Source organism: Roseovarius albus, from assembly GCF_900172335.1.
Classification (GTDB): Bacteria; Pseudomonadota; Alphaproteobacteria; order Rhodobacterales; family Rhodobacteraceae; genus Roseovarius; species Roseovarius albus.
The window spans coordinates 1-21,434 of record NZ_FWFX01000021.1; the positions used below are offsets into that span (position 1 = coordinate 1).

23 protein-coding genes are annotated in these 21,434 nt (G+C 52.6%); 6 read left to right on the forward strand and 17 right to left on the reverse strand.

The window, feature by feature from the left end; genetic code table 11:
* Positions 1-162: 162 nt before the first annotated feature.
* The 9 genes from ROA7450_RS21080 to ROA7450_RS20040 form a co-directional block, all read right to left on the reverse strand.
* Positions 163-324, reverse strand: a complete 162-nt coding sequence (locus tag ROA7450_RS21080) for a hypothetical protein (protein ID WP_234999614.1) — start codon at positions 322-324, stop codon at positions 163-165.
* A gap of 672 nt (positions 325-996) precedes the next feature.
* Positions 997-2,151, reverse strand: a complete 1,155-nt coding sequence (locus ROA7450_RS20005; RefSeq protein ID WP_085807736.1) for a glycine cleavage T C-terminal barrel domain-containing protein — start codon at positions 2,149-2,151, stop codon at positions 997-999.
* A 29-nt stretch (positions 2,152-2,180) separates the two neighbouring features.
* Complete coding sequence (locus ROA7450_RS20010; RefSeq protein WP_085807737.1) at positions 2,181-3,791, reverse strand: acyl-CoA synthetase; 1,611 nt, start codon at positions 3,789-3,791, stop codon at positions 2,181-2,183.
* Positions 3,788-4,606, reverse strand: a complete 819-nt coding sequence (locus ROA7450_RS20015) for an enoyl-CoA hydratase (protein ID WP_085807738.1) — start codon at positions 4,604-4,606, stop codon at positions 3,788-3,790. Before ROA7450_RS20015 ends, ROA7450_RS20010 begins: the two co-directional genes overlap by 4 nt.
* Positions 4,596-5,492 (reverse strand): MBL fold metallo-hydrolase, encoded by an 897-nt coding sequence (locus tag ROA7450_RS20020; RefSeq protein ID WP_085807739.1) that lies wholly within the window; start codon positions 5,490-5,492, stop codon positions 4,596-4,598. Before ROA7450_RS20020 ends, ROA7450_RS20015 begins: the two co-directional genes overlap by 11 nt.
* Before the next feature lie 3 nt (positions 5,493-5,495).
* Positions 5,496-5,885 carry a rhodanese-like domain-containing protein gene (locus tag ROA7450_RS20025; protein ID WP_085807740.1) on the reverse strand — a complete coding sequence of 130 codons (390 nt, stop codon included), beginning with the start codon at positions 5,883-5,885 and terminating at the stop codon, positions 5,496-5,498.
* A 121-nt stretch (positions 5,886-6,006) separates the two neighbouring features.
* On the reverse strand, positions 6,007-6,471 hold the full coding sequence (locus tag ROA7450_RS20030) for a CoA-binding protein (RefSeq protein WP_085807741.1): 465 nt from the start codon (positions 6,469-6,471) through the stop codon (positions 6,007-6,009).
* The gene (locus tag ROA7450_RS20035) at positions 6,472-6,840 is read right to left on the reverse strand and encodes a 2Fe-2S iron-sulfur cluster-binding protein (RefSeq protein WP_085807756.1); all 369 of its coding nucleotides are present in this window, start codon (positions 6,838-6,840) and stop codon (positions 6,472-6,474) included.
* The gene (locus ROA7450_RS20040) at positions 6,837-8,192 is read right to left on the reverse strand and encodes a selenium-binding family protein (protein WP_085807742.1); all 1,356 of its coding nucleotides are present in this window, start codon (positions 8,190-8,192) and stop codon (positions 6,837-6,839) included. The genes ROA7450_RS20035 and ROA7450_RS20040 overlap by 4 nt, the downstream gene beginning before the upstream one ends.
* Before the next feature lie 72 nt (positions 8,193-8,264).
* On the opposite strand from ROA7450_RS20040, the gene ROA7450_RS20045 reads away from it, so the two are divergent.
* The gene (locus ROA7450_RS20045; RefSeq protein WP_085807743.1) at positions 8,265-9,026 is read left to right on the forward strand and encodes an IclR family transcriptional regulator; all 762 of its coding nucleotides are present in this window, start codon (positions 8,265-8,267) and stop codon (positions 9,024-9,026) included.
* 14 nt (positions 9,027-9,040) lie between these two features.
* Here ROA7450_RS20045 and ROA7450_RS21085 read toward each other — a convergent pair whose 3' ends face one another.
* From ROA7450_RS21085 to ROA7450_RS20075, 7 genes are all read right to left on the reverse strand, one after another.
* A complete protein-coding gene (locus ROA7450_RS21085; protein ID WP_159454115.1) occupies positions 9,041-9,208 on the reverse strand; it encodes a hypothetical protein in 168 nt (55 codons plus the stop codon).
* 139 nt (positions 9,209-9,347) lie between these two features.
* Positions 9,348-9,977, reverse strand: coding sequence for a class I SAM-dependent DNA methyltransferase (locus ROA7450_RS20050; RefSeq protein ID WP_085807744.1), 630 nt, complete (start codon positions 9,975-9,977; stop codon positions 9,348-9,350).
* A 279-nt stretch (positions 9,978-10,256) separates the two neighbouring features.
* Positions 10,257-10,880, reverse strand: coding sequence for a glutathione transferase GstA (gene gstA, locus ROA7450_RS20055; protein ID WP_159454116.1), 624 nt, complete (start codon positions 10,878-10,880; stop codon positions 10,257-10,259).
* Complete coding sequence (locus ROA7450_RS20060; protein ID WP_085807746.1) at positions 10,880-11,275, reverse strand: cupin domain-containing protein; 396 nt, start codon at positions 11,273-11,275, stop codon at positions 10,880-10,882. The genes gstA and ROA7450_RS20060 overlap by 1 nt, the downstream gene beginning before the upstream one ends.
* Before the next feature lie 11 nt (positions 11,276-11,286).
* Positions 11,287-11,523, reverse strand: a complete 237-nt coding sequence (locus ROA7450_RS20065; RefSeq protein WP_085807747.1) for a YjiS-like domain-containing protein — start codon at positions 11,521-11,523, stop codon at positions 11,287-11,289.
* Entirely contained in the window at positions 11,520-12,740 is a 1,221-nt protein-coding gene (locus ROA7450_RS20070; RefSeq protein ID WP_085807748.1) for a flavin-containing monooxygenase, read from the reverse strand. The genes ROA7450_RS20065 and ROA7450_RS20070 overlap by 4 nt, the downstream gene beginning before the upstream one ends.
* 24 nt (positions 12,741-12,764) lie before the next feature.
* Positions 12,765-13,697 carry a homocysteine S-methyltransferase family protein gene (locus ROA7450_RS20075; protein WP_200812992.1) on the reverse strand — a complete coding sequence of 311 codons (933 nt, stop codon included), beginning with the start codon at positions 13,695-13,697 and terminating at the stop codon, positions 12,765-12,767.
* 130 nt (positions 13,698-13,827) lie between these two features.
* Here ROA7450_RS20075 and ROA7450_RS20080 point away from each other — a divergent pair, with 130 nt between their 5' ends.
* Complete coding sequence (locus ROA7450_RS20080; RefSeq protein WP_085807749.1) at positions 13,828-14,874, forward strand: GlxA family transcriptional regulator; 1,047 nt, start codon at positions 13,828-13,830, stop codon at positions 14,872-14,874.
* Between the two features lie 153 nt (positions 14,875-15,027).
* On the opposite strand, the gene ROA7450_RS20085 is transcribed toward ROA7450_RS20080, so the two are convergent.
* Complete coding sequence (locus ROA7450_RS20085) at positions 15,028-15,975, reverse strand: helix-turn-helix domain-containing protein (RefSeq protein ID WP_143534549.1); 948 nt, start codon at positions 15,973-15,975, stop codon at positions 15,028-15,030.
* A 281-nt stretch (positions 15,976-16,256) separates the two neighbouring features.
* Here ROA7450_RS20085 and ROA7450_RS20095 point away from each other — a divergent pair, with 281 nt between their 5' ends.
* The 4 genes from ROA7450_RS20095 to ROA7450_RS20110 all read left to right on the forward strand — a co-directional run bounded on the left by ROA7450_RS20095 (position 16,257) and on the right by ROA7450_RS20110 (position 21,281).
* Complete coding sequence (locus ROA7450_RS20095) at positions 16,257-17,930, forward strand: sulfatase-like hydrolase/transferase (protein WP_085807752.1); 1,674 nt, start codon at positions 16,257-16,259, stop codon at positions 17,928-17,930.
* 65 nt (positions 17,931-17,995) lie between these two features.
* Positions 17,996-18,727, forward strand: coding sequence for a hypothetical protein (locus tag ROA7450_RS20100; protein ID WP_085807753.1), 732 nt, complete (start codon positions 17,996-17,998; stop codon positions 18,725-18,727).
* Between the two features lie 77 nt (positions 18,728-18,804).
* Positions 18,805-20,460 carry a sulfatase-like hydrolase/transferase gene (locus ROA7450_RS20105; RefSeq protein WP_234999615.1) on the forward strand — a complete coding sequence of 552 codons (1,656 nt, stop codon included), beginning with the start codon at positions 18,805-18,807 and terminating at the stop codon, positions 20,458-20,460.
* A 137-nt stretch (positions 20,461-20,597) separates the two neighbouring features.
* Positions 20,598-21,281: a hypothetical protein gene (locus ROA7450_RS20110; protein WP_143534550.1), complete on the forward strand. Its 684-nt coding sequence runs from the start codon at positions 20,598-20,600 to the stop codon at positions 21,279-21,281.
* The last annotated feature ends 153 nt before the right edge of the window (positions 21,282-21,434 follow it).

Genomic DNA, 21,434 nt, shown 5'->3' on the forward strand with positions numbered 1-21,434 from the left:
TTGATATCTTTGACGATCTTCTCGCCAGGGCTCTTCGTTGTCTTTCTCATCATCCACTCCTTGGTGGCTACGATGAGCAACAAACCCTCTCTTAGCAAATCGACCTATTTGGACCCATAAGCGCTGACGTCAGACAATTAGGCTTTGCGGTTAACCTACAAATTATTTTTTGTAGGTTAACATCTCAGTGCCTCTGGAGAAGCCTCCTGAAAGTGGCAAACCAGCCAAGCTCTGACCAGCGGCGCAGTCGGCACTTTCTTGTCGTTCTGCAAAGCGGACTTTTTGCCAATCGACCATCATCAATAAATCCACCACTTTCGTCAAAGTTGTCCTTCGTATAGGAACAGACCGGAGAACACAGATCAAAGAATTGAGGGCGAAAATGCAGGATAAAATTGAAGCTACAACCGAAGTAACTCGCGTAGAGATTATAAGTGAAAAAGGTCGAGAATTTGTAAAGCACGGTTGTCATAGCGTAGAAATTGCAACGCAAGACAATGGTCGTACTCTGAAGATATTCCTAAATAGAGAACTGGATCAGAACACACAGAAAATATAGAAAATCGGTGCTAACATCTTACTGTAACAAATCCTTCTGATGCGCTCACGGCAGGATGAAATCATGGAGTCAGTTCAGTGGATTTGGGCTCATAACGGGCCTCGGATGCGGTACAGCATCTCCTCCGTTAGGGTCGGCGAGAGCGTCGATACCGGCCCTTTCCTGTCGTTCACCGCGATCACCTGATGTTGCAGCGCGGCCCTTCATTGCGGTCATTAGCTGCGACCGCGAATTCTAGAATAAAGCGAATGCACACAACGCGGACAAACCTGCTGTTCGCTGCGGTACGCGCCAATGTCTGCTTCCCATTGGGAATCAAGAACAAGTCGATTTTTACGATCTTAGTCACGGAATTCACCTATGCCCCGAATTTTACGCGTTGTGCATCGACGGGAAACGACTGCTGCAAAAGCGATTAAGCCTGTGCAGCGGTCCATTCAGCTCGCTGAGGCAAGCGATTTCTTGGGGTCGTAAAATGGAATCGGCACGACAGTGCACGTACGCGTTTCGCTCAACTTATCTACCTGTAGGGCCCCGCCTGATGCTGCGTGGTTGATACTGATCATTGCAAGTGCGATGTTCTTTTCCAGTCTTGGAGAATAGATCGCGGAGGTAACCGTGCCAACCTGCACGCCATCCTTCATTATCGGCCAGAAAAAGTCGTTGGACCCGATGAATGGATCGCCATCAATTTCGAGACCGACAAGCTGTTGAGAGACGCCCGTGTCTTTGATTTTGGTTAGGGCCGCTTTGCTGACAAAATCAGCCTCCATGTCCAGATCGACAAGACGCCCCATGCCTAGCTCATAGGGGTTGTTCGCAAGGGTCATGTCCGCGTGATACGACAACATGCCCGCCTCAATTCGGCGAATGCTTGATGTGTGGCCGGGCTTTAGACCCAAAGGCGTGCCAACGGCCATCAGATGTTCCCAAAGCCTGTCACCCGCTGATCCATCGCGTAGGAAAACCTCGTAGCCAAGCTCGCTTGACCATCCGGTGCGCGAAATGATCAAGGGGACACCTTCCCAGTCGAATTCCATGAACCGGTAGTATTTTAGTTCTGTGGGTGTGTCGCCAAAGGCCGCGCGCAGGACCTCGCGGGATTTGGGGCCTTGCAGCTGCAACGGTGACACGTCGGGTTCGGAAATCTCCACATCCATGCCGGAATTCACCGCAATACCGCGCGCCCAGAGCAGGACGTCACTGTCCGCAATGGACAGCCAAAAATGATCCTCGGCCAGTTTCAGAAGAATCGGATCGTTGATGATCCCGCCGCTCTGGTCGGTAATCAGTACGTATTTACATTGTCCGACCTCACATTTCGAAAGATCACGGCAGCTGAGGAATTGGGTGAACTTTGCCGCGTCCGGTCCTTTGATCTCGACCTGACGTTCGACAGAGACGTCACACAAGATCGCCTCATTGACCAGGTTCCAGAAATTCTGACCCGGGTCGCCAAAATCGCGGGGGATGTACATGTGGTTGTAGACGGAGAATCCCTTGGCCCCCCAACGCAAAGCGGCGTCGGAATAAGGGGATTTTCGGACCTGTGTACCGAAGCTGAATTGGGCAAAGTCTAGTTCATGGGACATGACGTGTATCCAGTCAATTGAATGTGGGGTCAGCTTTTTGAGCGGACCAGATCGCGGAGTTCATTTTTCCGGATTTTTCCGGTGGTGGTTTTTGGCAACTCGCCAAAGATCACTTTCTTGGGGCGCTGGTATCCGGCAAGTCGGGCCTTGGCGTGGACCAGCAGATCACTTTCGGTGGCATCGCCCGATAATTCGACAAAGGCACAGGGCACTTCGCCCCATTTCTCATCCGGCATCGCGACAACCGCACAAAGGCTGACAGCGGGATGCGAATAGAGAGCCTTTTCCACTTCAATGGAGGAAATGTTCTCGCCGCCCGAGATGATGATGTCCTTCGACCGGTCGCGGATTTCGATGTAACCATCGACGTGTTGCACCGCGATGTCGCCGGACCAGAACCAGCCATCCTTGAATGCTTTGGCGGTCTCTTGCGGAGCTTTCAGATAGCCTTTCATGACGATGTTGCCGCGAAACACAATCTCGCCAAGTGTCTCGCCATCCCATGGCACCGGCGCACCGGTATCTGGGTTCAGCACCAACACGTCTTCCTGCAATTCGTAAGCCACGCCTTGGCGCGCCTTCAGGGTCGCCTGTTCCTCGGACGGCAAAGCGGCCCATTTCGGTTTTTCCGCGCAAACAACGGCCGGACCATAGACTTCGGTCAGGCCATAGACGTGAGTGACAGAAATCCCCATCGCTTCCATCCCGGCAATAACGCTTGCCGGAGGCGGGGCGGCAGCCGTCATCATCTTGATCTTTTGCGGAAAGTCGCGCTTTTCGGATGCGCCCGAGATCATCGACATGATGATCGGCGCACCGCACAGATGCGTGACGCAGTGATCCGCGAAGGCGTCATAGATCGCATCAGCCCGTGGGGCGCGCAGGAACACATGTGTTCCGGCCAGCATGGTGATGGTCCATGGAAAGCACCAACCGTTGCAGTGAAACAGCGGCAGCGTCCACAGGTAGACCGGATGATGCGGCATTTCCCAAGTGACGACGTTGTTTACGGCATTGGTCCAGGCACCGCGATGAGAATAGACAACGCCCTTGGGTCGCCCCGTGGTGCCTGACGTATAGTTCAGCGCAAGCGCGTCCCATTCATCCTCCGGCAGAGAATAGGCGAAATTCGGGTCGCCCTCGGCAAGCAGTGCGTCATAGGTCAACGTGCCGATTTTCTCACCGCCTGGACCTTCGCTATCCTCAATATCGACGATCAGCAGGTCCAGACCGGATTGCGCAACAGCTTCGTCAGCCATGGCTGAAAATTCGGTATCGACCAGCAAAACCCTGGCGTCGCCGTGATCTAGAATATAGGCGATCGTGCCTGCATCCAGCCGCGTGTTGTTCGCGTTCAGAACCGCACCCAGCATAGGCACAGCCAGCGCGCATTCCAGCGCCTCGGGGATATTCGGTGCGATCAGGGCGACGGTATCGCCCTTGCCGATACCGCGTTGAGCCAGGGCAGAGGCCAGACGTTTGCACCGTTCCGCGACCTCGCCCCAGTTGCGCCGGATGCGGCCATGGATTTGCGCCGGAAGCTCCGGATGCACCCGTTCGACCCGTTTGAGGATCGAAACCGGTGACAGGGCCGTGTGGTTCGCTGCATTACGGGCAAGCTCCGGGCCCTCGTAGATCATTCCCCGGTCCATTCAGGCATCGGTTCTTTGCGGGTGAAGGCCCCGATACCGGCCTCGGCATCTTTGGCCATCATGTTTTCCGCCATCGTGCGACCGGCAAAGGCGTAGGCCTCTTCCAGCGGCATTTCGAGCTGTTCGTAATAGGCACGCTTGCCGATCTTGACGGCGGACGGCGATTTGTCGGCAATGATCCGAGCCATTTCTGCGGATGCCGCTTCCAGGTCCGCCAAGGGCACCACGCGGTTGACCAACCCCATTTCGGCGACGCGGGCTGCGGGCAGGAATTCCCCCAAAAGCAACATTTCCATCGCCAGCTTGCGCGGCACATTGCGCGAAAGCGCGACCATCGGGGTTGAGCAGAATAGCCCGATATTCACGCCCGATGTTGCGAAAGTTGCGTTGTCGGCGGCCACAGCAAGATCACAGGACGCCACAAGCTGACACCCCGCCGCCGTGGCGATGCCCTTGACCTCGGCGATGACAGGTTGCGGCAAACGCACCACGCGCAGCATCATCGCGGAACAGGTCGCGAATAGGTCCTGGAAATATTGAAACCCACCGTCGGCATCCGCGCGGCGTGCCGACATCTCCTTGAGGTTATGACCGGCGCAAAAGTGATTGCCGCCGCTGCGCAGGATCACCGCCTTGACGCTGCGGTCCTCTGCGATCTTGTCGAAGGTACCCGACAAGTCGTGCAACATCGCCTCGGACAAGGCATTAATCGACTTCGGCGCGTTCAGCGTCAGAACGGCAACGCCATCGGTGTCGGTCCGCAGGATCAGATCATCGTTTTGCATTTCGCCCTCATAAGCCATTGAGTGGAACCTTCAGCATGGGTGCGCCGCTTTCGTCGCACGGAATTTCGCCCGCCCGCATGTTCACTTGCAGGGACGGAATAATCAGTTTCGGCATGGCCAATTGCGCGTCGCGTTCGGTGCGGAACTTGATGAATTCTTCGCGCGATTTACCGGCACCCACATGGATGTTGTCGGCACGTTGTTGGCCAATGCTGGTTTCCCACGCAATGGCACGCCCACCGGGGCCATAATCGTGGCAGATGAACAGGCGCATCTCGTCCGGCAGGCTCAGCACGGTTTGGATGGAATCGTAAAGCTGCCCTGCATCACCACCCGGAAAGTCAGCGCGGGCTGAGCCGCCGTCGGGCATAAAGAGCGTGTCCCCGGCAAAGGTAGCGTCGCCAATTACATGCACCATGCAGGCGGGTGTGTGACCCGGGGTGGCAATCACAAATGCAATTAACTTGCCTATGGTGTAGGTGTCGCCGTCTTCAAACAGAGCGTCAAACTGCGATCCGTCGCGCTGAAATTCCGTGCCTTCATTGAAGATTTTGCCAAACGTATCCTGAATTTCGATGATGCCCGCACCAACGCCAATTTTGCCACCCAGCCTATCCTGAATATAGGGTGCAGCAGAAAGGTGATCGGCATGGACATGGGTTTCAATGATCCATTCCAGCGACAAACCTTGGGTCTGAATGGCGTCAATCAGGCGATCCGCACTGTCATAGGTGATCCGCCCGGCCGCGTAATCCATATCCAGAACACTGTCGATGATCGCGCAAGCATCTGTTGCGGGGTCTTTCACGACATAGGAAATCGTATTGCTTGCAGGATCAAAGAACCCTTCGACCTCAGGCTTTGCTGCCATATTCAGATTTGGGAAGTTTGTTGAAGATTCCATGATTTACTCCAGCGCGCCCCCGGCCTTTTTCCAGGCGCCAACGCCTCCGGTCAGGTTCACAACGGGCGACAGCCCCATATCCATGGCCACTACCGCCGCCATGGCAGAACGCCCACCCGATGCGCAATAGAACACGTAAGTCTTATCTTGATTGAACTCCGGCTTGTGCGCCGGACTTTCTGGGTCGATGTGGAATTCCATCATGCCGCGCGACGATGCGACCGCACCTTCAATGACTCCGGTTTTGGCCTGTTCCGAACCATCGCGCAGATCGACAAAAACGTGATCGGGCGAGCCTACCAAGGCCAATGCCTCTTCGGCGCTGATCGCAGGCACCGCCGACATGGCCGCCTTTACGATGTCTTTCGCGCTTTTGGTGATCGTCTGAGCCATGTTTGGTTTCCTTTTTCGATTGGTGTGAACCAGTCCAGTATTGCGGTGAGCGGCCAGTCCAGTGGCCCGCTACACCCGCACGCACAGGCAGAGGCCAGATGAGTTTCTGTACCACTCTCAGTCAAATTGCGAGATCAAGACGGGGCTTCCAGAACGGGCGGAACAGCTCGATCTTGGGGCAGCGGTTCATCACCACTATCAGGCCTGCTTCTTCGGCCAGCTTCGCCGCGCGGTCATCATACACGCCGATCTGGCCCCAGAGCACCTTGGCGCCGATTGCAATGGCCTTCTCGGTGATCGCGTATAGCTCCTCTTTCGGGCGGAACACCTCGACCATATCCACTGGCCGGTCGATCTCTTCCAGCGAATGAACGACAGGTATGCCCCGAATTTCGGTCAGCTTTGGGTTTGGGTTCACAGGGATCATGTCATACCCGGTTTCATGCAGCACACGCAGTACGCCATAGCTGAACTTGGTCTTGTCGCCGCTGGCCCCCACCATCGCAATGGTTTTGACCGAACGCAGGATGTCCGCCAGAAATTCGGGCTCGTAATCATACAGGTGATCGATGTCAGCTTCGGGCATTTAAGCCTCCTTAGGGGTCGCGATATCCGCCTTCAGCTCATGTGGCTCCAGCGGATCAAGGAAGGGGTTGCGATAAAGTTTGTCGTGGCTTTCGACGCCGATTTCCAATGTGCAATCGCTCACCGCACGAGCTACACACAGTAGAACATAGCCATTGTTGATCTGGCGATTGTTCAATGCCACTTGCCTGCGTTGATCCACCTCGCCAGCGGTCAGTTTGGCCGCACAAGTGATGCAGCCGCCGTATTTGCAGCCATAGGGCAGATCGACACCCTGTTCGCGTAAAGCGTCCAGCAACGGACGGTGGGCGTCGACCTGATAGGTCGCATCATCGCGGTTGGCGATTGTGATTGTGCGGGTCTCGCTCACAGCCAGATATCGCTTGTGCAATCGCCACCGGGATAGCGGGTTTCATGGCAACGGCTGGGGCCATTTGGTTCCTGACCAAAATCAACAACGAAATCTTCGTTGATTTTCATGCCGCCGTTTTCGACATCACAGTCGATCATCAGCATGACGCCACCCTGCGTCCGTATCTCTGGGTAGAATTGGTTGTCCCAGGTCGAGAACAACGAGGTTGTGACATAAAGCCGTTTGCCATCAAGCGAGAGCTGATACATCTGCGGCCCGCCTGCCACTTTGACACCGTTGACCTCGGGCGCTTTGCCCAACAGCCCGCCCATCCAAACCTGCCCGGTCAAAACAGGATTATGCGGGTCAGAGATATCGTATTGGCGCATATCACCGTGCAACCAGTTATTGAGGTAGAGGTATTTGTCGTCCATCGATACAAGGATGGCCGACATCACACCGGGAACGGGGATCGGCCATTCGGGATGCGGTTCATTCTCCACATCAATGATTTTTTCCCATTCCCATTTCCCTGCTTCGGACTTCCAGAAATGGATGACATTGGCGCTGAGCGCGGCACCGCAGAACCCATGCGTACTGTCAGGATCATGCAGAAACTTTACTTCCAACGGGATCAAGCCGTCTTCGCCGAGATACATCGTCTCGACCGGCACCTTTTTTTCAAAATCCCAGATGTGCAGGCGGCGACCATATTTCAGGTGGCCCACTTCCTCCAGATCAAACCCTGGCATGAATGTGTTGGGTGCGGCCCATTCGGAACTGACCATCACGTTATGGCGCGGCTGGTACCAGAAGTCATAACCAAACGGGATATCGCCCATTGAGTTTTCCCAACGACCAACGATCTCGAATTCTTTGTTGAGGTGAAGATAACCACCGGGCGCTTCGCCCTGTGCGTCACCTAGGAAGGAAATGATGATCTCAGAGCCCAGACAATGCACGGTGTGTGGGCCGCTCAGATTGGTTTTTGACTTGATCTCGGCCCCGTCAATCACCTTATGAAGGCGCGGAGCAAACGGATCCGTCGCTGTGTCGATAACATGGATATTGTTAGACCGCACGCCTGGCACCAGCAGGTATTTACGGCTCATACCCGCGTCGTCGTGGCAGGAAGAACAAGCATTCCAGCCCATGTGATGCAATTCATCCCCGATGCCGGGCATCTCTAAGCGATGGATGACTTGTGAATAGGTCGGGCTTTCCGGGTCGGCGTCCACGGTGGCTAGGTAGTCCGGCTTTTGAATGCCGGTGCCGGTGTAGATGGCAATTGTGTACAAGAGTCTTTCACGCGGCGCTTTGATCGCCTCGGCAGGGCTTGCATACCCCGGGCCACAACATGGCTTCTCCATCTTCACATTCCTCCCTTGCGATCACTAGTTGATTATCGTAAACTGATAAAAAGATTCTCACAAGGTAAAAATATGCATCTGGAACGCCTGACTTTTATCCTCGAAGTTGTTGGACAAAAGGGCGAGGCAACAGTGGCCGAGATTTGCGCTCATTCTGACCTGCCTAAGCCGTCTGCCTACCGTTTGGTGCAGGACCTCGTCGGTGTAGGTCTTCTGGAACCTGTGGCCCGTGGGACATTCTCTATTGGCTCACGCCTGAAGCGGATCACCCAAAGTGACCATTCTGATCGCGCCCTGCTCGAGGTGATTGCACCTGCGCTCAAGCAAGCCGCAGCACATTATGGTGCCGCATTTTTCCTGTCTCGGTTGCGCGGAAAATCCGTTGAAATTATCCATGTAGAAACACCTGACACGGGGGTCTCCTATCTCCATCCCGGCTTGGGAAAACGCCCCTTGCATGCCTGTTCTTGCTCCAAGGCCGTTGCTGCGTTTTTGCCCGACTTGCTCCTGACCAGCGATATGGAGGGCCGACTGCGCGCCTACACAGAATTTACGCTGACAAATGTAGATGATTTGGAAGCCGAGTTCGAAACCATTCGCAAGCGTGGCTTTGCAGAATGCGTTGAAGAGATCGAGCGCGGCCTGTGTTCCGTCGCAGCGCCCCTTGCGTCATGCGGGCCAGGTGCCACAATGTCCATCGGTGCTACCGGATCGGTACGGGTCTTTACACCAGCGTTCCGCGAGAAACTCGGACTTCAGATCACCCGAATTGCCCGCGATGTATCGACAAACTTGGGCTGGGACGCGGCAGCGGACGCCAAACTTTCAGGTTAATTTTAGGGTGAACTTCAAACTTGGGCCTTTTCAAAATCTGGCCTGATCTGACCTTCGCTGCACATAAACAAAAGTACAACTTCGGACGTTCGAACGTCTCGCAGCATTCGGAAGAATGGGCTCATATCAGACATTAGATCGAACGCAGCAAATTCCAAGAACCGCTCAAAGTTGGTCGACATGGACGGCCCTTTCCTGCCGTTCACCTAGAAGGACATTGCTACAGTGCAGCTTCCCTAAAGCGGACGTTGGATGCAGATTGCAGAATACGTCGGTTAAGAGCTCGAACTTACTAACCAACTGATCTTCTTGGATGTCTGCTCATGCTACCTGAAATACGTAGACTTGGGAGGTGACGTCCGGCTCAATAAAGTAGTACGAACGGAAAATCGGGGACTGATCGACCAATGTCCAAGCGCCAGTATTCATCAGATCATCCACTTTTTGTTTTAGTTCCTGTTCGGAGTATGTCTCTGCCCGCGTGTTGAAGATGACATGTCCGCCTGGTTTAGTAATTCGTACAAACTCATCCATGCATTTGGGTGGCGCGTGTCCGGGTCCGAGCGAACCAAAGCACGTAACCGCGGCAAACTTGTTGTCCTCTTCCGGCAAAGGCTCCCCTAAATCGTGCTCATAGACCCGCGTGTATGGCTTTGGAGATCCAGCAAAATTGAGCATTGCCGGAGATAAATCAGAACCAAATATGCTTTCATATCCTAGCAAATCTAACATGCCTCCAATAATTCCGGTGCCACATGCCGCGTCATATATTGGTCCTGTACCCCGTGTGACATGCCTTGCGATCATAGCCGTTCCAATACCGGGAACTCGATATCCGTTTCCTAGATTTTCTGCATCGTAGCCTTCTGCCCAACCCTCATATGCAGAACGCGTGGCGTCAGAATTTTCCGCCCCATAAACGCTGCTCAAATTCTCGTTGTCTTCAACCATTTGTTCGCTTTCACTTTTGTCAATTGTCTTGGTGAAAAGCTTATCTGACTTTCCACGGTTCTAAAAATCGGACGTTCGGGGGCAAACGAACGGCCGCTAAATCGGCAAAGCCGACTTGATGCAAGTTGCATGGGGTTATTCAATTTCGGCTCTTACCAGATATTCGGTTGCTCAAGATATCGACGCGCCAATTTCTTCATCGCAACCGTTCGAGGTCTGTGCCGCAATTAGGGTAGATTTCAGTCAGCCAAGCATACACAATTCATTCCAGGTAGTTATCTATTGAGTTGACATTTGGGGGCAAAGATTTTCCGAAATCAGCGCATTCTGGACTGAGCTGCAGGTTTCGATGCGGACGAAATGTTTTGAGATGTTGGGCCAGCTATCCATTTGAAGGCCAACGTCACCCATCCAGCGACTCAAAGTGAACAAATAGAAGTCAGCGGCTGAAGGTGCATTTCCAGCAAGACATGAACGGCTGGAAAGACGATCTTCAAGTATCGAAAGTCGTTTTTCCAAGTGTCGCCGACCTGTTTTCAAAAAAGCTGCGGGTGTGTCTGGACGAAAGAGCGGGCTGAAGCTCTTGTGAATTTCTGTAGAGAGGAAACCCAGCCACTCCAGGGCCAGTTGGCGTTGCCTTGTCCCTCGCCGCCCGATCAAGTCCGCATTTGGAGCTTCAAAATCGATGTAGTCCAATATTGCGATCACTTCGGTTAGGCAGCGCCCATCTTCCAGCAGCAAGGCGGGCACGTAACCTTTCGGGTTAACCGTCCGAAAATCGGTACCATCCGAAACGCGCCGCGTCGTGTAGTCAACCTCGGTCATGGTGAACGGTAGTTTCGCTTCTCTCAACGCGATATTTATTGCCAGCGAGCAAGCGCCCGGGAAAAAGTAGAGATTCATCATGTATCCTGCTCAAGTTCCGGAGGTGACATGAGAACAACGAGTGCTAGGTCGTAAGGGCCATCGTCAACTTCGGACATCCGGTGCCCTTTGCCCGTGAGGTCGCATGCCAGAAACTGATCGCCAGGCAGCAGGGTTCGTGTATCCATATCACTTGTCTGAATGCTGACTTTTCCGCGCAGAACCGTCCCAAGAACGGGTGCCGGTGCGGCGTGCCAGTTATCTTGATATCCTGCAGGATGATGCATCATCAGCACGCAACATGCACCCATTTGCGAGGTTGTGAAATACCCTGCTGGGGAAGGAGGCGTAAAGCTCCCTTCCTCAAGAGCCCATGTGCAATCAGAAAAATGCGATCCACCTTGGGCGTCGTGATCAATTCGAATGAGTTTCATTTTTGCAAATCCTAAGGTTGAAACCGGCTCAATGCCAAGAGCCATGATCCGTAAGGTGACTTGTCGGGGTTCACGCGGATATGATTGTCAGCACCGATGTCGCGCAGCATTCGATCCGACAAATGTGCAATGGCACGGTGTTCTTTTGCGCGGCGACGATTTTCAATCCACGAGTGAATCAAATTTGGAGACCGCCAGCGTGATGTATGATGTGTGGTATTATTTCGGCCATGGTCGATCAAAGTCATTGATCTGCTCCTTTCAGGGAAAGAGTTTGTCGCAAGTGGCTGTCTCCAGAATGGTGTTGGGTTTGATTTTTCCCCTTCGAAGAGACCCGTGACACGATGCTGGTCGCAATGCGCTTCGCGCTTATCCCTGCCGCGTGAAAGAAACCCTGGAAGATCACACCATAACCAGTGAACCAGAGCCCTGGATTACGCGCATCTTTTTGGCCCATCGGGTGGAGGGGGTAACCATTGCTGTCGAGCGCCCCAAGATGTTCGAACAGATCGTCCAGGCCGGGCCGGTAACCAGTGGCACAGATCACTACATCTGGGCAAATCTTGCGCCCATTGGATAGTTCGACTGAGGAGGCAGTAAATCCGACGGTCTCCTCAACCGCTTCAAAACGTCCGGATTTCAAAGCTGCGACAAACCCGTCATCCAGGGCGAATGTCACACCATTTTTAAGCATCCGCGAACCGCCGCCCAAAACATGACGGCGCAATCCATAGCGGCGCAGGTCCCCAAAGAATACCCGCTGCATGACAGAAAATATTGGATCCAGCGACCATTTCGGCAGGTGCGCGAACAGGTTTGCCAGGCGGTGAAGTGGGAACCCCAGCACCCTTGTTGGCAGGATCGCAGGCCCGTGTCGCACCGATACCCAGACTTGCGCGGGGTTACTGCGCGACAAGTGGTTCAGGATGTCTGTGCCGGAGTTACCTGCGCCAATAACCAAAACCTTCTTACCTTCATATTCGCAAGGGTCGGCAAAGTCGGCAGAATGAATCACCGCGCCGCCGAACGCGTCCATGCCCGGCCAGATTGGCATGGATTTCAGACGTTCCCGACCGGTCGCCACGATCAGGTCAGAGCATTGAAATTCGCCGTTGTCTGTCTGCACATACCAGCCGCCCTCCTGCCGCTTCACTGCTGTGACGCGCGTGTTGAGCCGGATCGGCACGTTTGATCTGGCGGCATATTCGCTCAGGTACCCAACCACAGTGTCTCGGCGCAAATATGTATCCTTGTCACGGATTCTGTGAGAACGGGGAAGTCGGGAAAACCGGCGGTGGCTATTCAGGCGCAGCCGGGGATGGCGCATTCGCCAGGGAGTCGCGACCTGATCCGCGGCTTCCAGAACAGTGACTGGAACGCCCCGTGCACGCAGTTCCTTTGCCACGGCGAGGCCGGACAATCCGGCTCCGATAACGATGGCATTTTTTGCTTGGTTCGGTTTCATGTTTACATCCTCAAAAATACCAGTTTAGGCGGCTATCGATTTGCAGATTTGTGAGAGGTGCCTGTGGTCTGTGCCACAGCACCCACCGAATACTTTCAGGTTCGGAAGCATTTGGCGTAGACTTTGGTACTGTTCGCCAAGCTCTACAGGATCGCCGTCATCAAGGGTTTCACAGCAATCAAGCTCAGCATGAGACATGCGCGACGCATTCGCTCGAACACCAACAATACGCCGGGTCCAATCCGCACTCTTCGGAAGCATGTTGACGAAATGATCCGGATGCGCACAGTTGATCATGAAGTAGGCTGGCTTTATCTTGGCCTGCTCATCAACCTGTGTAACTGCATCACCGAGAGTCTCTCCCGTAGGCAGACAACCGTCGGTTTCCAGCGTGAAACTGATGACGCAGGGCACACCGGCCTCTGCCGTGGCATTTGCAACGCCGACCGCCTCGGGGACGTTGGTGATAGTAAGCGCGGAAACCATGTCAACGCCGCTTTTGGCGAAGGTGGCAATCTGAAACCCATGATATTTCTGCGCTTCTTCCACGCTCATGATCGTCTTGGGGTCATAGCCGTCACCGCGCGGTCCAATGACACCGTTGATAAGCACGTTCAGCCCCTGGCCAAAATCACGCCGCATGTTCATGGCCGACGTCACAGCTACCGCGTTGACGGCGTCCAGGTGTTCTAGATCGTGTCCAAGCTCCCGACCCCAATCGGGATTGGCACGCCATGTGTTTGTATCGAGGACAAGGCCAGTATTGTTCTTGCGAGCCAGGTCAAAAATCGGTCTGAAATACTCTTCGATTGCAGCGCGGCCATCGGCAAGCTGCGACAGCGGGTACGCCGCGAAGCAAGGCATGTCGAACCCCTTTTTGAACAGCAGCCATGTCTCGAACCCGGCATCTGTCAGGAAATGCTGACTGGTTTCATGGGGCAGTTTTCTACGCATCATTTTTATCTCCATTTACGTGATCTGGTTATTTGTCGTGTCGAGGCGCACATGCGTCCGTCCTAGAGTGGTATTGCCGCAAGCGTGCGAGTCGTGATATGTCGGCAATTGACCAAAACGGTGAAAATCAGACATGCCCCTGAATTCGACCAAACCCACCTGTCGTACGGCGGTCGTGGCCATCCCCTGTGCAGGAACCTCAACTGTGTTCTGCATCCTTGATGCGCTGGCATCTGTTGGTCGCGATTGGGAAATGCTGCACGGGACACAGCCTAAACCGCCGATTTTTGAGCCAGCTCTGCTTACGCTGGATGGCAAGCCCTACAACGATATCAATGGACGGCGGATCACTCCGGATGGGCGCCTTGCGGATTTCGGGCAACCGGACCTCGTGATCATTCCCGACCTGCACTTTGCGCCGAACACGCCACTACCCGACGATTTTGCCAAGCTGGCCCCATGGCTGGTTCAGGCCCATTCGGGTGGGGCGATGATGACATCAGTATGTTCCGGGGCTCTGTTGTTGGCGGCGACTGGCCTCTTGAACGGTCTTGAGGCCACAAGCCACTGGAGTTTTTGCGACGTTATCGCGCAGCGTTTTCCCGATGTCAGGATGCAGCGCGAGAGAATTCTGGTCCCCGCTGGCGACGGGCATCGCATCGTAACTGCTGGCGGTGCCTCGGCCTGGGGGGACCTGGTACTTTACCTCGTTGGCCGAATTGCGGGCCAGGAAGAAGCAAGGCGCATCGCCAAGGTGTATTTGCTGCAACCCCATAGCGAAGGTCAGCTGCACTATGCCTCGTTGCTGGCCGGAGCTCAGCACGAGGATGGACTGGTTGCAGAGGCACAGGTCTGGGCGGCGGACAATTACGCTTTGGCCTCTCCGGTCGCCGCGATGGCGGAACGCAGCGGACTGACTGAACGCAGCCTGCTGCGCAGGTTTCGCAAGGCAACCGGACAAACACCGGTCGATTACATCCAGACCCTTAGGATCGAAGAAGCTAAGCAGATGCTCGAGACCACCGATATGCCGATTGAAGAGATCGCTGACGAAGTTGGTTACACCGAAACCTCAAGCTTCCGGAATGCCTTCCGGCGCCATGTCGGAATGTCGGCATCTACCTATCGAAAAAAACGCCTATCGCTGATCCCGATCTTATGTAACGAGCTGATTTCCTGACACCTGACAAAAGATGGAGCGCCGCTGAGGTGCGATGGAAACGGCTTTTGCGGTTACAATGGGGTAACCTACAGAGCCGGCCCAAAGCTGACATTCAACATCGCCCAAGATACTGCAGCGCAGCTTCTGCATATATAGTTCAAAATAAGTGGTTTATCCCACTGAATCTGATGGGAGCTCATTGAACAATTTGCGATAATCCTTTGCAAACTGTCCCATATGCCAGAACCCGTAGGCATTAGCGATGTCGCTCACGGTCGAAGATGGATTGGCTTCTAGTAGCTCTGATCGCACGCGCATTAGTCGAAGATTTTTGTGATAGGTCTTAGGACCGACACCGAACCGTTCTTTGAAGCCTCGTTGCAAACATCGCAATGAAACGCCAGCTTCCTGGCAAACTTGCGTCATGGGGATATTGTCTTCCTCGTGGTTCACCATAATTTCTGATGCTATCGAAACTGCGCGATGTCTTTGGCGTGGGTTGCTCTTATCCCTTGCTGTCGTATCGTTTTGCAGCATTGAAAGCAGATTTTCGACAATGTCTTCGTCCTGTAAGTCGAGAGGACTTTCGCGGATAATTGCAGAAAGTGCTTGGCGCGTTCGGTGATATTTTGATTGGCGCACAAGATTTACGATGCCCGCACTTTCAAGTTCGCCAGGAGAAAGATTCAGACCCAAGTCATCGATGGCGTTTTCGATATCGCACTTCTTGATTGAGATGGTGATGCCAGAAAAGCCACCACGGCTTACGCAGTCAAAGTGATTCCCCATTCCGAACGAAACGATACTGGAGGAGCTGATCTCTGCGCCCTCCCAATCTTGCAATTCATCACCATATGGCAATGCAATTGTATATTGGTCTCTCGGAGAGACGCCGGTTTGGTGAAGTTTTCTGGAAAAATCGAAATCTAATAGGGATAGTTTTTTCGTCTGTATGACGGCTATATCTACGCTGAGATCACCAGGTTCAATTTGGCGAAAATCAAGGTCCCACTCAGAAACCTTTGAAATGTCGTTCGCGTCCGTAAGACACGCCTTCATAATGACCGTGTCACTATTACGGCGCTTCGAGGTAGCTGTCGCTTTTTTGATGTGGTCCAAAGGCTTGCCCCGGTATTTTGACGGTAATGTTATATCGACGTTACCAACGGGTCAAATAATGCACCGTCGTGAAAAGACAAACCGAGGGCGCCCACCACTGCCAGCTGAAAGCGCACGTTCTGAACGCATCGTAACCTTTCTGAATCCTAAAGAGCGCAATCAACTTGACGCGCTCGCAGCAGCATCTGGCAAGTCCATATCAGCGCAAGCGCATGACCTTATCGCGGAAGCTATGTCTGCTTCGCAAAACGAAAATGATCAAGAAGGTTAGGGAGAGATGAATGTTTCGGCACACAGCAAAATTTTGCTTAATTGCAGCAGTATTTGCAGCCAGTCCGTCTTATGCTCAAGATGCGAATGTCTCACATGATGCGGAATATTATATTCTGCAAGCTCAGCATGCGGAGCAATGGGCTGCCGATGACGCTGCCGTAGATGAAGCGCTGGCCCAGTTTCGCGAAAGCAACGCAGGCAATCCGCCCAATATTGTTTCGATTTTGATTGATGATCTGGGGTTTGGGGACATGGGAATCCCGGAATTGAACGCGATACGCGGCTATTCAACACCTAACATCAATGACTTTTCAGATGAAGCTATGCGCATGGTTCGAATGTACACTGAGCCCTCATGTACTCCTACGCGAGTTGCACAAATGACGGGGAGGCTCCCGGTGCGTATGGGGATGGGAGACACTGCGGTAGACATTGCTGGTTTTGGGCTTCCTGGTTCTGAAGTCATTCTGCCTGAGCTTCTAAAGCAAGCGGGATATGCGACATCACATATCGGCAAGTGGCATATGGGCGATGTTGCCGAAAGCTGGGCGATGAACCAAGGGTTTGACTACGCCCAAATGGCCGTTCACCAGCAAGGGCAGCTCACCATATTCAATGACGATGCGATCAAGGAACAAGTCTCGGTCGGAATTCAAGACTATGATGATGCCTATACGTTGGATGATTGGTTCCGGCCAGATGCCTCTGCAATGATGACGGTCATAGAAGGTGACGCAGGCGGACCCATTCGTGAAGTTCGCATGGAATCTGGAGAGCGTTGGAACGCGGCGAAGTACGATGAAATGAACCAAGCGTTTCAAGATAAAACCATGGAAGAGCTTGAACGGCTTGCACAAGGCGATACGCCTTTCTTCTTGCAATATTGGCCGATGATTCCACTCGACAACACGCGCGCTGGTCGCAGTGGTCCAGAAAGTGTGAATGGCGGCTTATACGTCGATAAAATGCAGCTGCTCGATGAATGGCTGGGTGATCTATTCGCTTCGATGGAAGAGTTAGGCGTCGCGGAAAATACCGTCGTTGTACTGATGGGAGACAATGGGCACTTTACCAAATACTCGCCACAATCCGGCTTCACACCGATGATTTTTCGCGGGGGAAAGGCTGACACGACAGAGGGTGGAGTACGTGTTGATGCCTTTATGCGTTGGCCAGGCATGATCGAAGCAGATGGTCTATTAAACAGCATCATCCATGTCTCTGATCTGTATACAACATTGGCGCGTTTCGCTGGTGCTGATGAATTCATCCCCCGCGACAGATTGATTGACGGCGTAGATCAATCTGCATCGCTGTTGTTTGCTGACGAAGCGAAAGGTCGTCGTGATCACATCATCATCTATTCGGCGGATGTCCCAAAAGCCATCGTTAAAGATCAACTTAAGCTTAAGCTGCCACCAAAAGGGGAAAACCCAATTATCGCGAAGTTCTACGATTTGTATCGTGACACCCGCGAAGAATATCCCGTTTCGACAGAAGTAGGTGCATGGGGTGGGCAAGAGTTTGTTCGCATCTTGGGACGTCACTTGGCGCGAAAAGAAAAATATCCTGATGGGCCTCCTGCGTTTGGTGTGCCGTATGAAGGAATCGAGAACATTCGACCAGAGACACAAGCGGCTGTTGACGCATTCTTGGTTAAGCAACAATCGCCGAAACAATGAGAATACAGCGGCGGCTCTGAAGTATGGAGCCACCGCACTCAGACTACTAACTCAGGACGAAAAACATGAAAAAGTTTCATAGTATTGCGGTAGCAGTTGCAGCTTTATCCTTCGCAAGCAACCAGGCGTCAGCACAGTCAGAAAGTTGGGATTACCGGGCCTTTATCTATCTCTGGGGCGCAGCGCTTGGAGGTTCCACCACCACAGGTCAGGATATTGATCTAGACTTTGGAGACGTTGTGGACGCGCTCGACTTTGGTCTCATGGGATCGTTGGAAGCTAACCACGGCGCATTGTCTCTCTTGGGTGATTTTCAATATCTAAGCTTGAGCGATGATGCGAATGCTGCGGTGGGGCCAGGCATTCCTGCATCAGCAGATGCAGAGGTGGATGGCTTCGTTTTTTCCGGTTCAGCGGGATATGACTTTCTGCATAGTACTGAAAGTCAGTTCATTGCGTTTGGCGGCTTTCGGTACATGGATCTTGATACCACGGCCAATATTGCTGTTGGTAATGGATCGCAACGGATCTCGGGTGGCTTAAGTAATGTCGATGCAATCGTCGGTTTGCGAGGCTCCAACAAGATCAATGAAAAATGGTCCATATCTTACTACGGCGATATTGGCGGTGGCGACAGCGATTTGACATGGCAAACCGCGCTTACCTTAGATTACCGGATCAATAGCTGGGATCTGAGTTTTGGCTATAGGCACTTGGCTTGGGATGTCAGCAACTCGGCAGTGCTGTCTGACCTTTCGTTTTCAGGTCCGTTTATAGGGGCAAAGATTCCGTTCTGATGGCACAGGCCTGCCCGAAACTCTCAGGACATCTGGACATCAAGACACACCTTAGATGACAGGAAATGGATTCAACAATGGAGGACAAAACAATGGTGAAACAAGCACTATGGATCGTGTCAATACTGCTGGCGAGCTCAGTGGCTATGGCTCAGGAAACGTCCATTGTTCATGACGGTGAGTTTGAGTTTCTGAGAGCTCAATTCGGCGAAGAATGGGATGCTCAAGATCTAAAAATTGACACGCGATTGGCGGAAATTCGTGAAACAAACGGCGGTAAGCCACCAAATATTCTCTACATCCTTATTGACGACGTAAGCTTTGGGCAGATGGGAAGCCGAACGCTAAACTACGTCACCGGCATAGATACTCCAAACATCAACGAATTTGCCTCTGAAGGCATGTCATTAATGCGGATGTATACTGAGCCTTCTTGTACTCCCACGCGCGCGGCCTTTTTGACTGGTCGACAACCTTATCGAGCGGGTATCGAGGAAGTAAAGGTGGCTTTGGTTGGTGAAGGGTTGGCCGCTGAAGAAGTTACAATTGCCGAGATCTTGAAGGAAGAAGGTTACAATACTTCGCATGTCGGAAAGTGGCATCAGGGCGATATTGAACAAGCATACCCACACAACCAAGGATTTGATTGGGCGGCATTTCCTCTCCACCAACAAGTCCAGTTAAGTTTGATGACGCGCGAAGCCATGCAAGCCAACAATATGTTAGGCTTTCATGCCAGCGGTCAGTCCAATGAATTCGCTTTGGATCAGAGGTTTAACCCCTATGGTCTTGTGACGGGTGTAGAAGCCGAGGCCGGCGGAATGGCTCGTGAAGTTGACCTTGAACCGGGAGAGGAATGGACACAGGCGCACTATGAGGAAATGAATGAGCGATATCAGCGCCAAATCATCGAACAGCTTGAAGATTTAGCCGCTAAAGATGAGCCATTTTTTCTTCAATATTGGCCACTTTACCCATTAAATTTTGTTTATCCAGAACAAGCAATCTCCAGAAATGGTGGATTCCACGCAGACAAGTTGCAATTGCTTGATGGCTGGTTAGGGGAGTTATTCGAGAAGGTTGATGAATTAGGAATTTCTGACAATACCATCGTTGTTTTGATGGCTGACAATGGTCTGATGTATCACTACGAAGGCACATCTGGTCTGAGCCAGTTAATTTATCGTGGTGGAAAAACCCAGCATTTAGAAGGTGGTGTACGAACCGACGCGTTCGTTCGTTGGCCCGGCGTGATTGAAGCAGGCAGCGCGGCAGGAGACATCGTTCACGTTTCTGATCTGTTTACAACGTTTGCCAGAATTGCTGGTGCGACAGAGCACATCCCACGTGACCGTGTTATTGATGGAATTGATCAAACAGCCTTGCTTTTAGAAGGTGAGGGCAATTCCCGCCGTGACTACGTTTACAACTACGAAGGTTTAACATTGCGGTCTGTTGTTAAGCGGGAATTCAAAATGCATGTTCCTCCACCAGGGGTTCCTGGTGCCGCTGCGCCGGTCTTCAATATCTATCGTGACCCACGCGAGGAAAACCCACAAATTGGAAATGCCTTGTGGGCTGGTGCTTCATTTCAAGACATGATCAAGCGCCATGTCCTTAAAATAAATGAGTATCCACATTTGCCGTTGGGTAAAGGGAAACCCTATGAGGGCATCGAAAACTTGCGCCCCGAAAGCGTCGAGACACGTGAAGTTTTTGACAGTTGGCACTGACGGCGAATTTGAATAATTTCACGTTACTAATCGTGAGGTTGTTCTCATAAATAAGAGAGTAAGAACCAATGCATGTTTCAAGAAAATATTTATCATTTGTATTGGCCGTCTTAGCTCAATTCACCTGGTTTTATGAGATGGGGTACGCGGCCGACAATGCGTCAAACCCACTTGCGGCCGTCAATAACACTGATCTGAGATTTCAGCATTTCGACCTCGGTTCAGCCGACAAACAAGACTACTTCATCGATGGATCCTACATGATCCGTCCGGATTTAAAGTTCAAGTATGAGCTTCACTACAATTCGACAGACGTATCGGGATCACGTGAACAGGATTTCGAGAAACTCAACGCCAAACTGATACATTTTCCATCCCAAAGACTACTCAATGAAACCTGGGGTGTAAAAACTGCGGTCGGTTTGGAATGGATCTTGGATTTTGGCGATCCCGCTCGCGGAATTGGTACCGGATCAGACCAAATCGCGCCTTTGGTTGGGGCGGCCTTTGCCAACAGATCGACGGGCACAACCTTGCTGCCCTTGGTGCAGCATTTTGTTTCGTACAATGGGCCAACCGACGTAAATCAAACAGCATTGCGACTGATCGTATTACAACCCTTCGCCAAACAGTATTGGGCAAAGTTAGATCTCAAGGTGCCCTATGATTGGGAAAACTCTAAATGGCCAGCTTCGACAGAATTGCAATTGGGTTGGAATGTGAAAGAAGGGTTGGCGCTATATACGGACCTGCTGGTCGGCGTAGGAACAGATCGGTCATTTGATAAAGGCGTAGGACTGGGAGTTCGGTTTAACTATTAGTTCACACTACTTTGCACTGTCTGACGTCAGCGCTTATGGGTCCAAATAGGTCGATTTGCTAAGAGAGGGTTTGTTGCTCATCGTAGCCACCAAGGAGTGGATGATGAGAAAGACAACGAAGAGCCCTGGCGAGAAGATCGTCAAAGATATCAA

Bases quoted from the DNA above. Each gene is read 5' to 3' on its own strand.
- ROA7450_RS20015 (WP_085807738.1), bottom strand. From the start codon at position 4,606: ATGGCTTATGAGGGCGAAATGCAAAACGATGATCTGATCCTGCGGACC.
- ROA7450_RS20110 (WP_143534550.1), top strand. From the start codon at position 20,598: ATGGGGTACGCGGCCGACAATGCGTCAAACCCACTTGCGGCCGTCAAT.
- ROA7450_RS20030 (WP_085807741.1), bottom strand. From the start codon at position 6,471: ATGCCCGAAGCTGACATCGATCACCTGTATGATTACGAGCCCGAATTT.
- ROA7450_RS20040 (WP_085807742.1), bottom strand. From the start codon at position 8,192: ATGGAGAAGCCATGTTGTGGCCCGGGGTATGCAAGCCCTGCCGAGGCG.
- ROA7450_RS20070 (WP_085807748.1), bottom strand. From the start codon at position 12,740: ATGAAACCGAACCAAGCAAAAAATGCCATCGTTATCGGAGCCGGATTG.
- ROA7450_RS20025 (WP_085807740.1), bottom strand. From the start codon at position 5,885: ATGGCTCAGACGATCACCAAAAGCGCGAAAGACATCGTAAAGGCGGCC.
- ROA7450_RS20045 (WP_085807743.1), top strand. From the start codon at position 8,265: ATGCATCTGGAACGCCTGACTTTTATCCTCGAAGTTGTTGGACAAAAG.
- ROA7450_RS20050 (WP_085807744.1), bottom strand. From the start codon at position 9,977: ATGGTTGAAGACAACGAGAATTTGAGCAGCGTTTATGGGGCGGAAAAT.
- gstA (WP_159454116.1), bottom strand. From the start codon at position 10,880: ATGAATCTCTACTTTTTCCCGGGCGCTTGCTCGCTGGCAATAAATATC.
- ROA7450_RS20105 (WP_234999615.1), top strand. From the start codon at position 18,805: ATGGAGGACAAAACAATGGTGAAACAAGCACTATGGATCGTGTCAATA.
- ROA7450_RS20100 (WP_085807753.1), top strand. From the start codon at position 17,996: ATGAAAAAGTTTCATAGTATTGCGGTAGCAGTTGCAGCTTTATCCTTC.
- ROA7450_RS20010 (WP_085807737.1), bottom strand. From the start codon at position 3,791: ATGATCTACGAGGGCCCGGAGCTTGCCCGTAATGCAGCGAACCACACG.
- ROA7450_RS20065 (WP_085807747.1), bottom strand. From the start codon at position 11,523: ATGACTTTGATCGACCATGGCCGAAATAATACCACACATCATACATCA.
- ROA7450_RS20080 (WP_085807749.1), top strand. From the start codon at position 13,828: ATGCCCCTGAATTCGACCAAACCCACCTGTCGTACGGCGGTCGTGGCC.
- ROA7450_RS21085 (WP_159454115.1), bottom strand. From the start codon at position 9,208: ATGTCGACCAACTTTGAGCGGTTCTTGGAATTTGCTGCGTTCGATCTA.
- ROA7450_RS20005 (WP_085807736.1), bottom strand. From the start codon at position 2,151: ATGTCCCATGAACTAGACTTTGCCCAATTCAGCTTCGGTACACAGGTC.
- ROA7450_RS20095 (WP_085807752.1), top strand. From the start codon at position 16,257: ATGTTTCGGCACACAGCAAAATTTTGCTTAATTGCAGCAGTATTTGCA.
- ROA7450_RS20060 (WP_085807746.1), bottom strand. From the start codon at position 11,275: ATGAAACTCATTCGAATTGATCACGACGCCCAAGGTGGATCGCATTTT.
- ROA7450_RS20020 (WP_085807739.1), bottom strand. From the start codon at position 5,492: ATGGAATCTTCAACAAACTTCCCAAATCTGAATATGGCAGCAAAGCCT.
- ROA7450_RS20075 (WP_200812992.1), bottom strand. From the start codon at position 13,697: ATGATGCGTAGAAAACTGCCCCATGAAACCAGTCAGCATTTCCTGACA.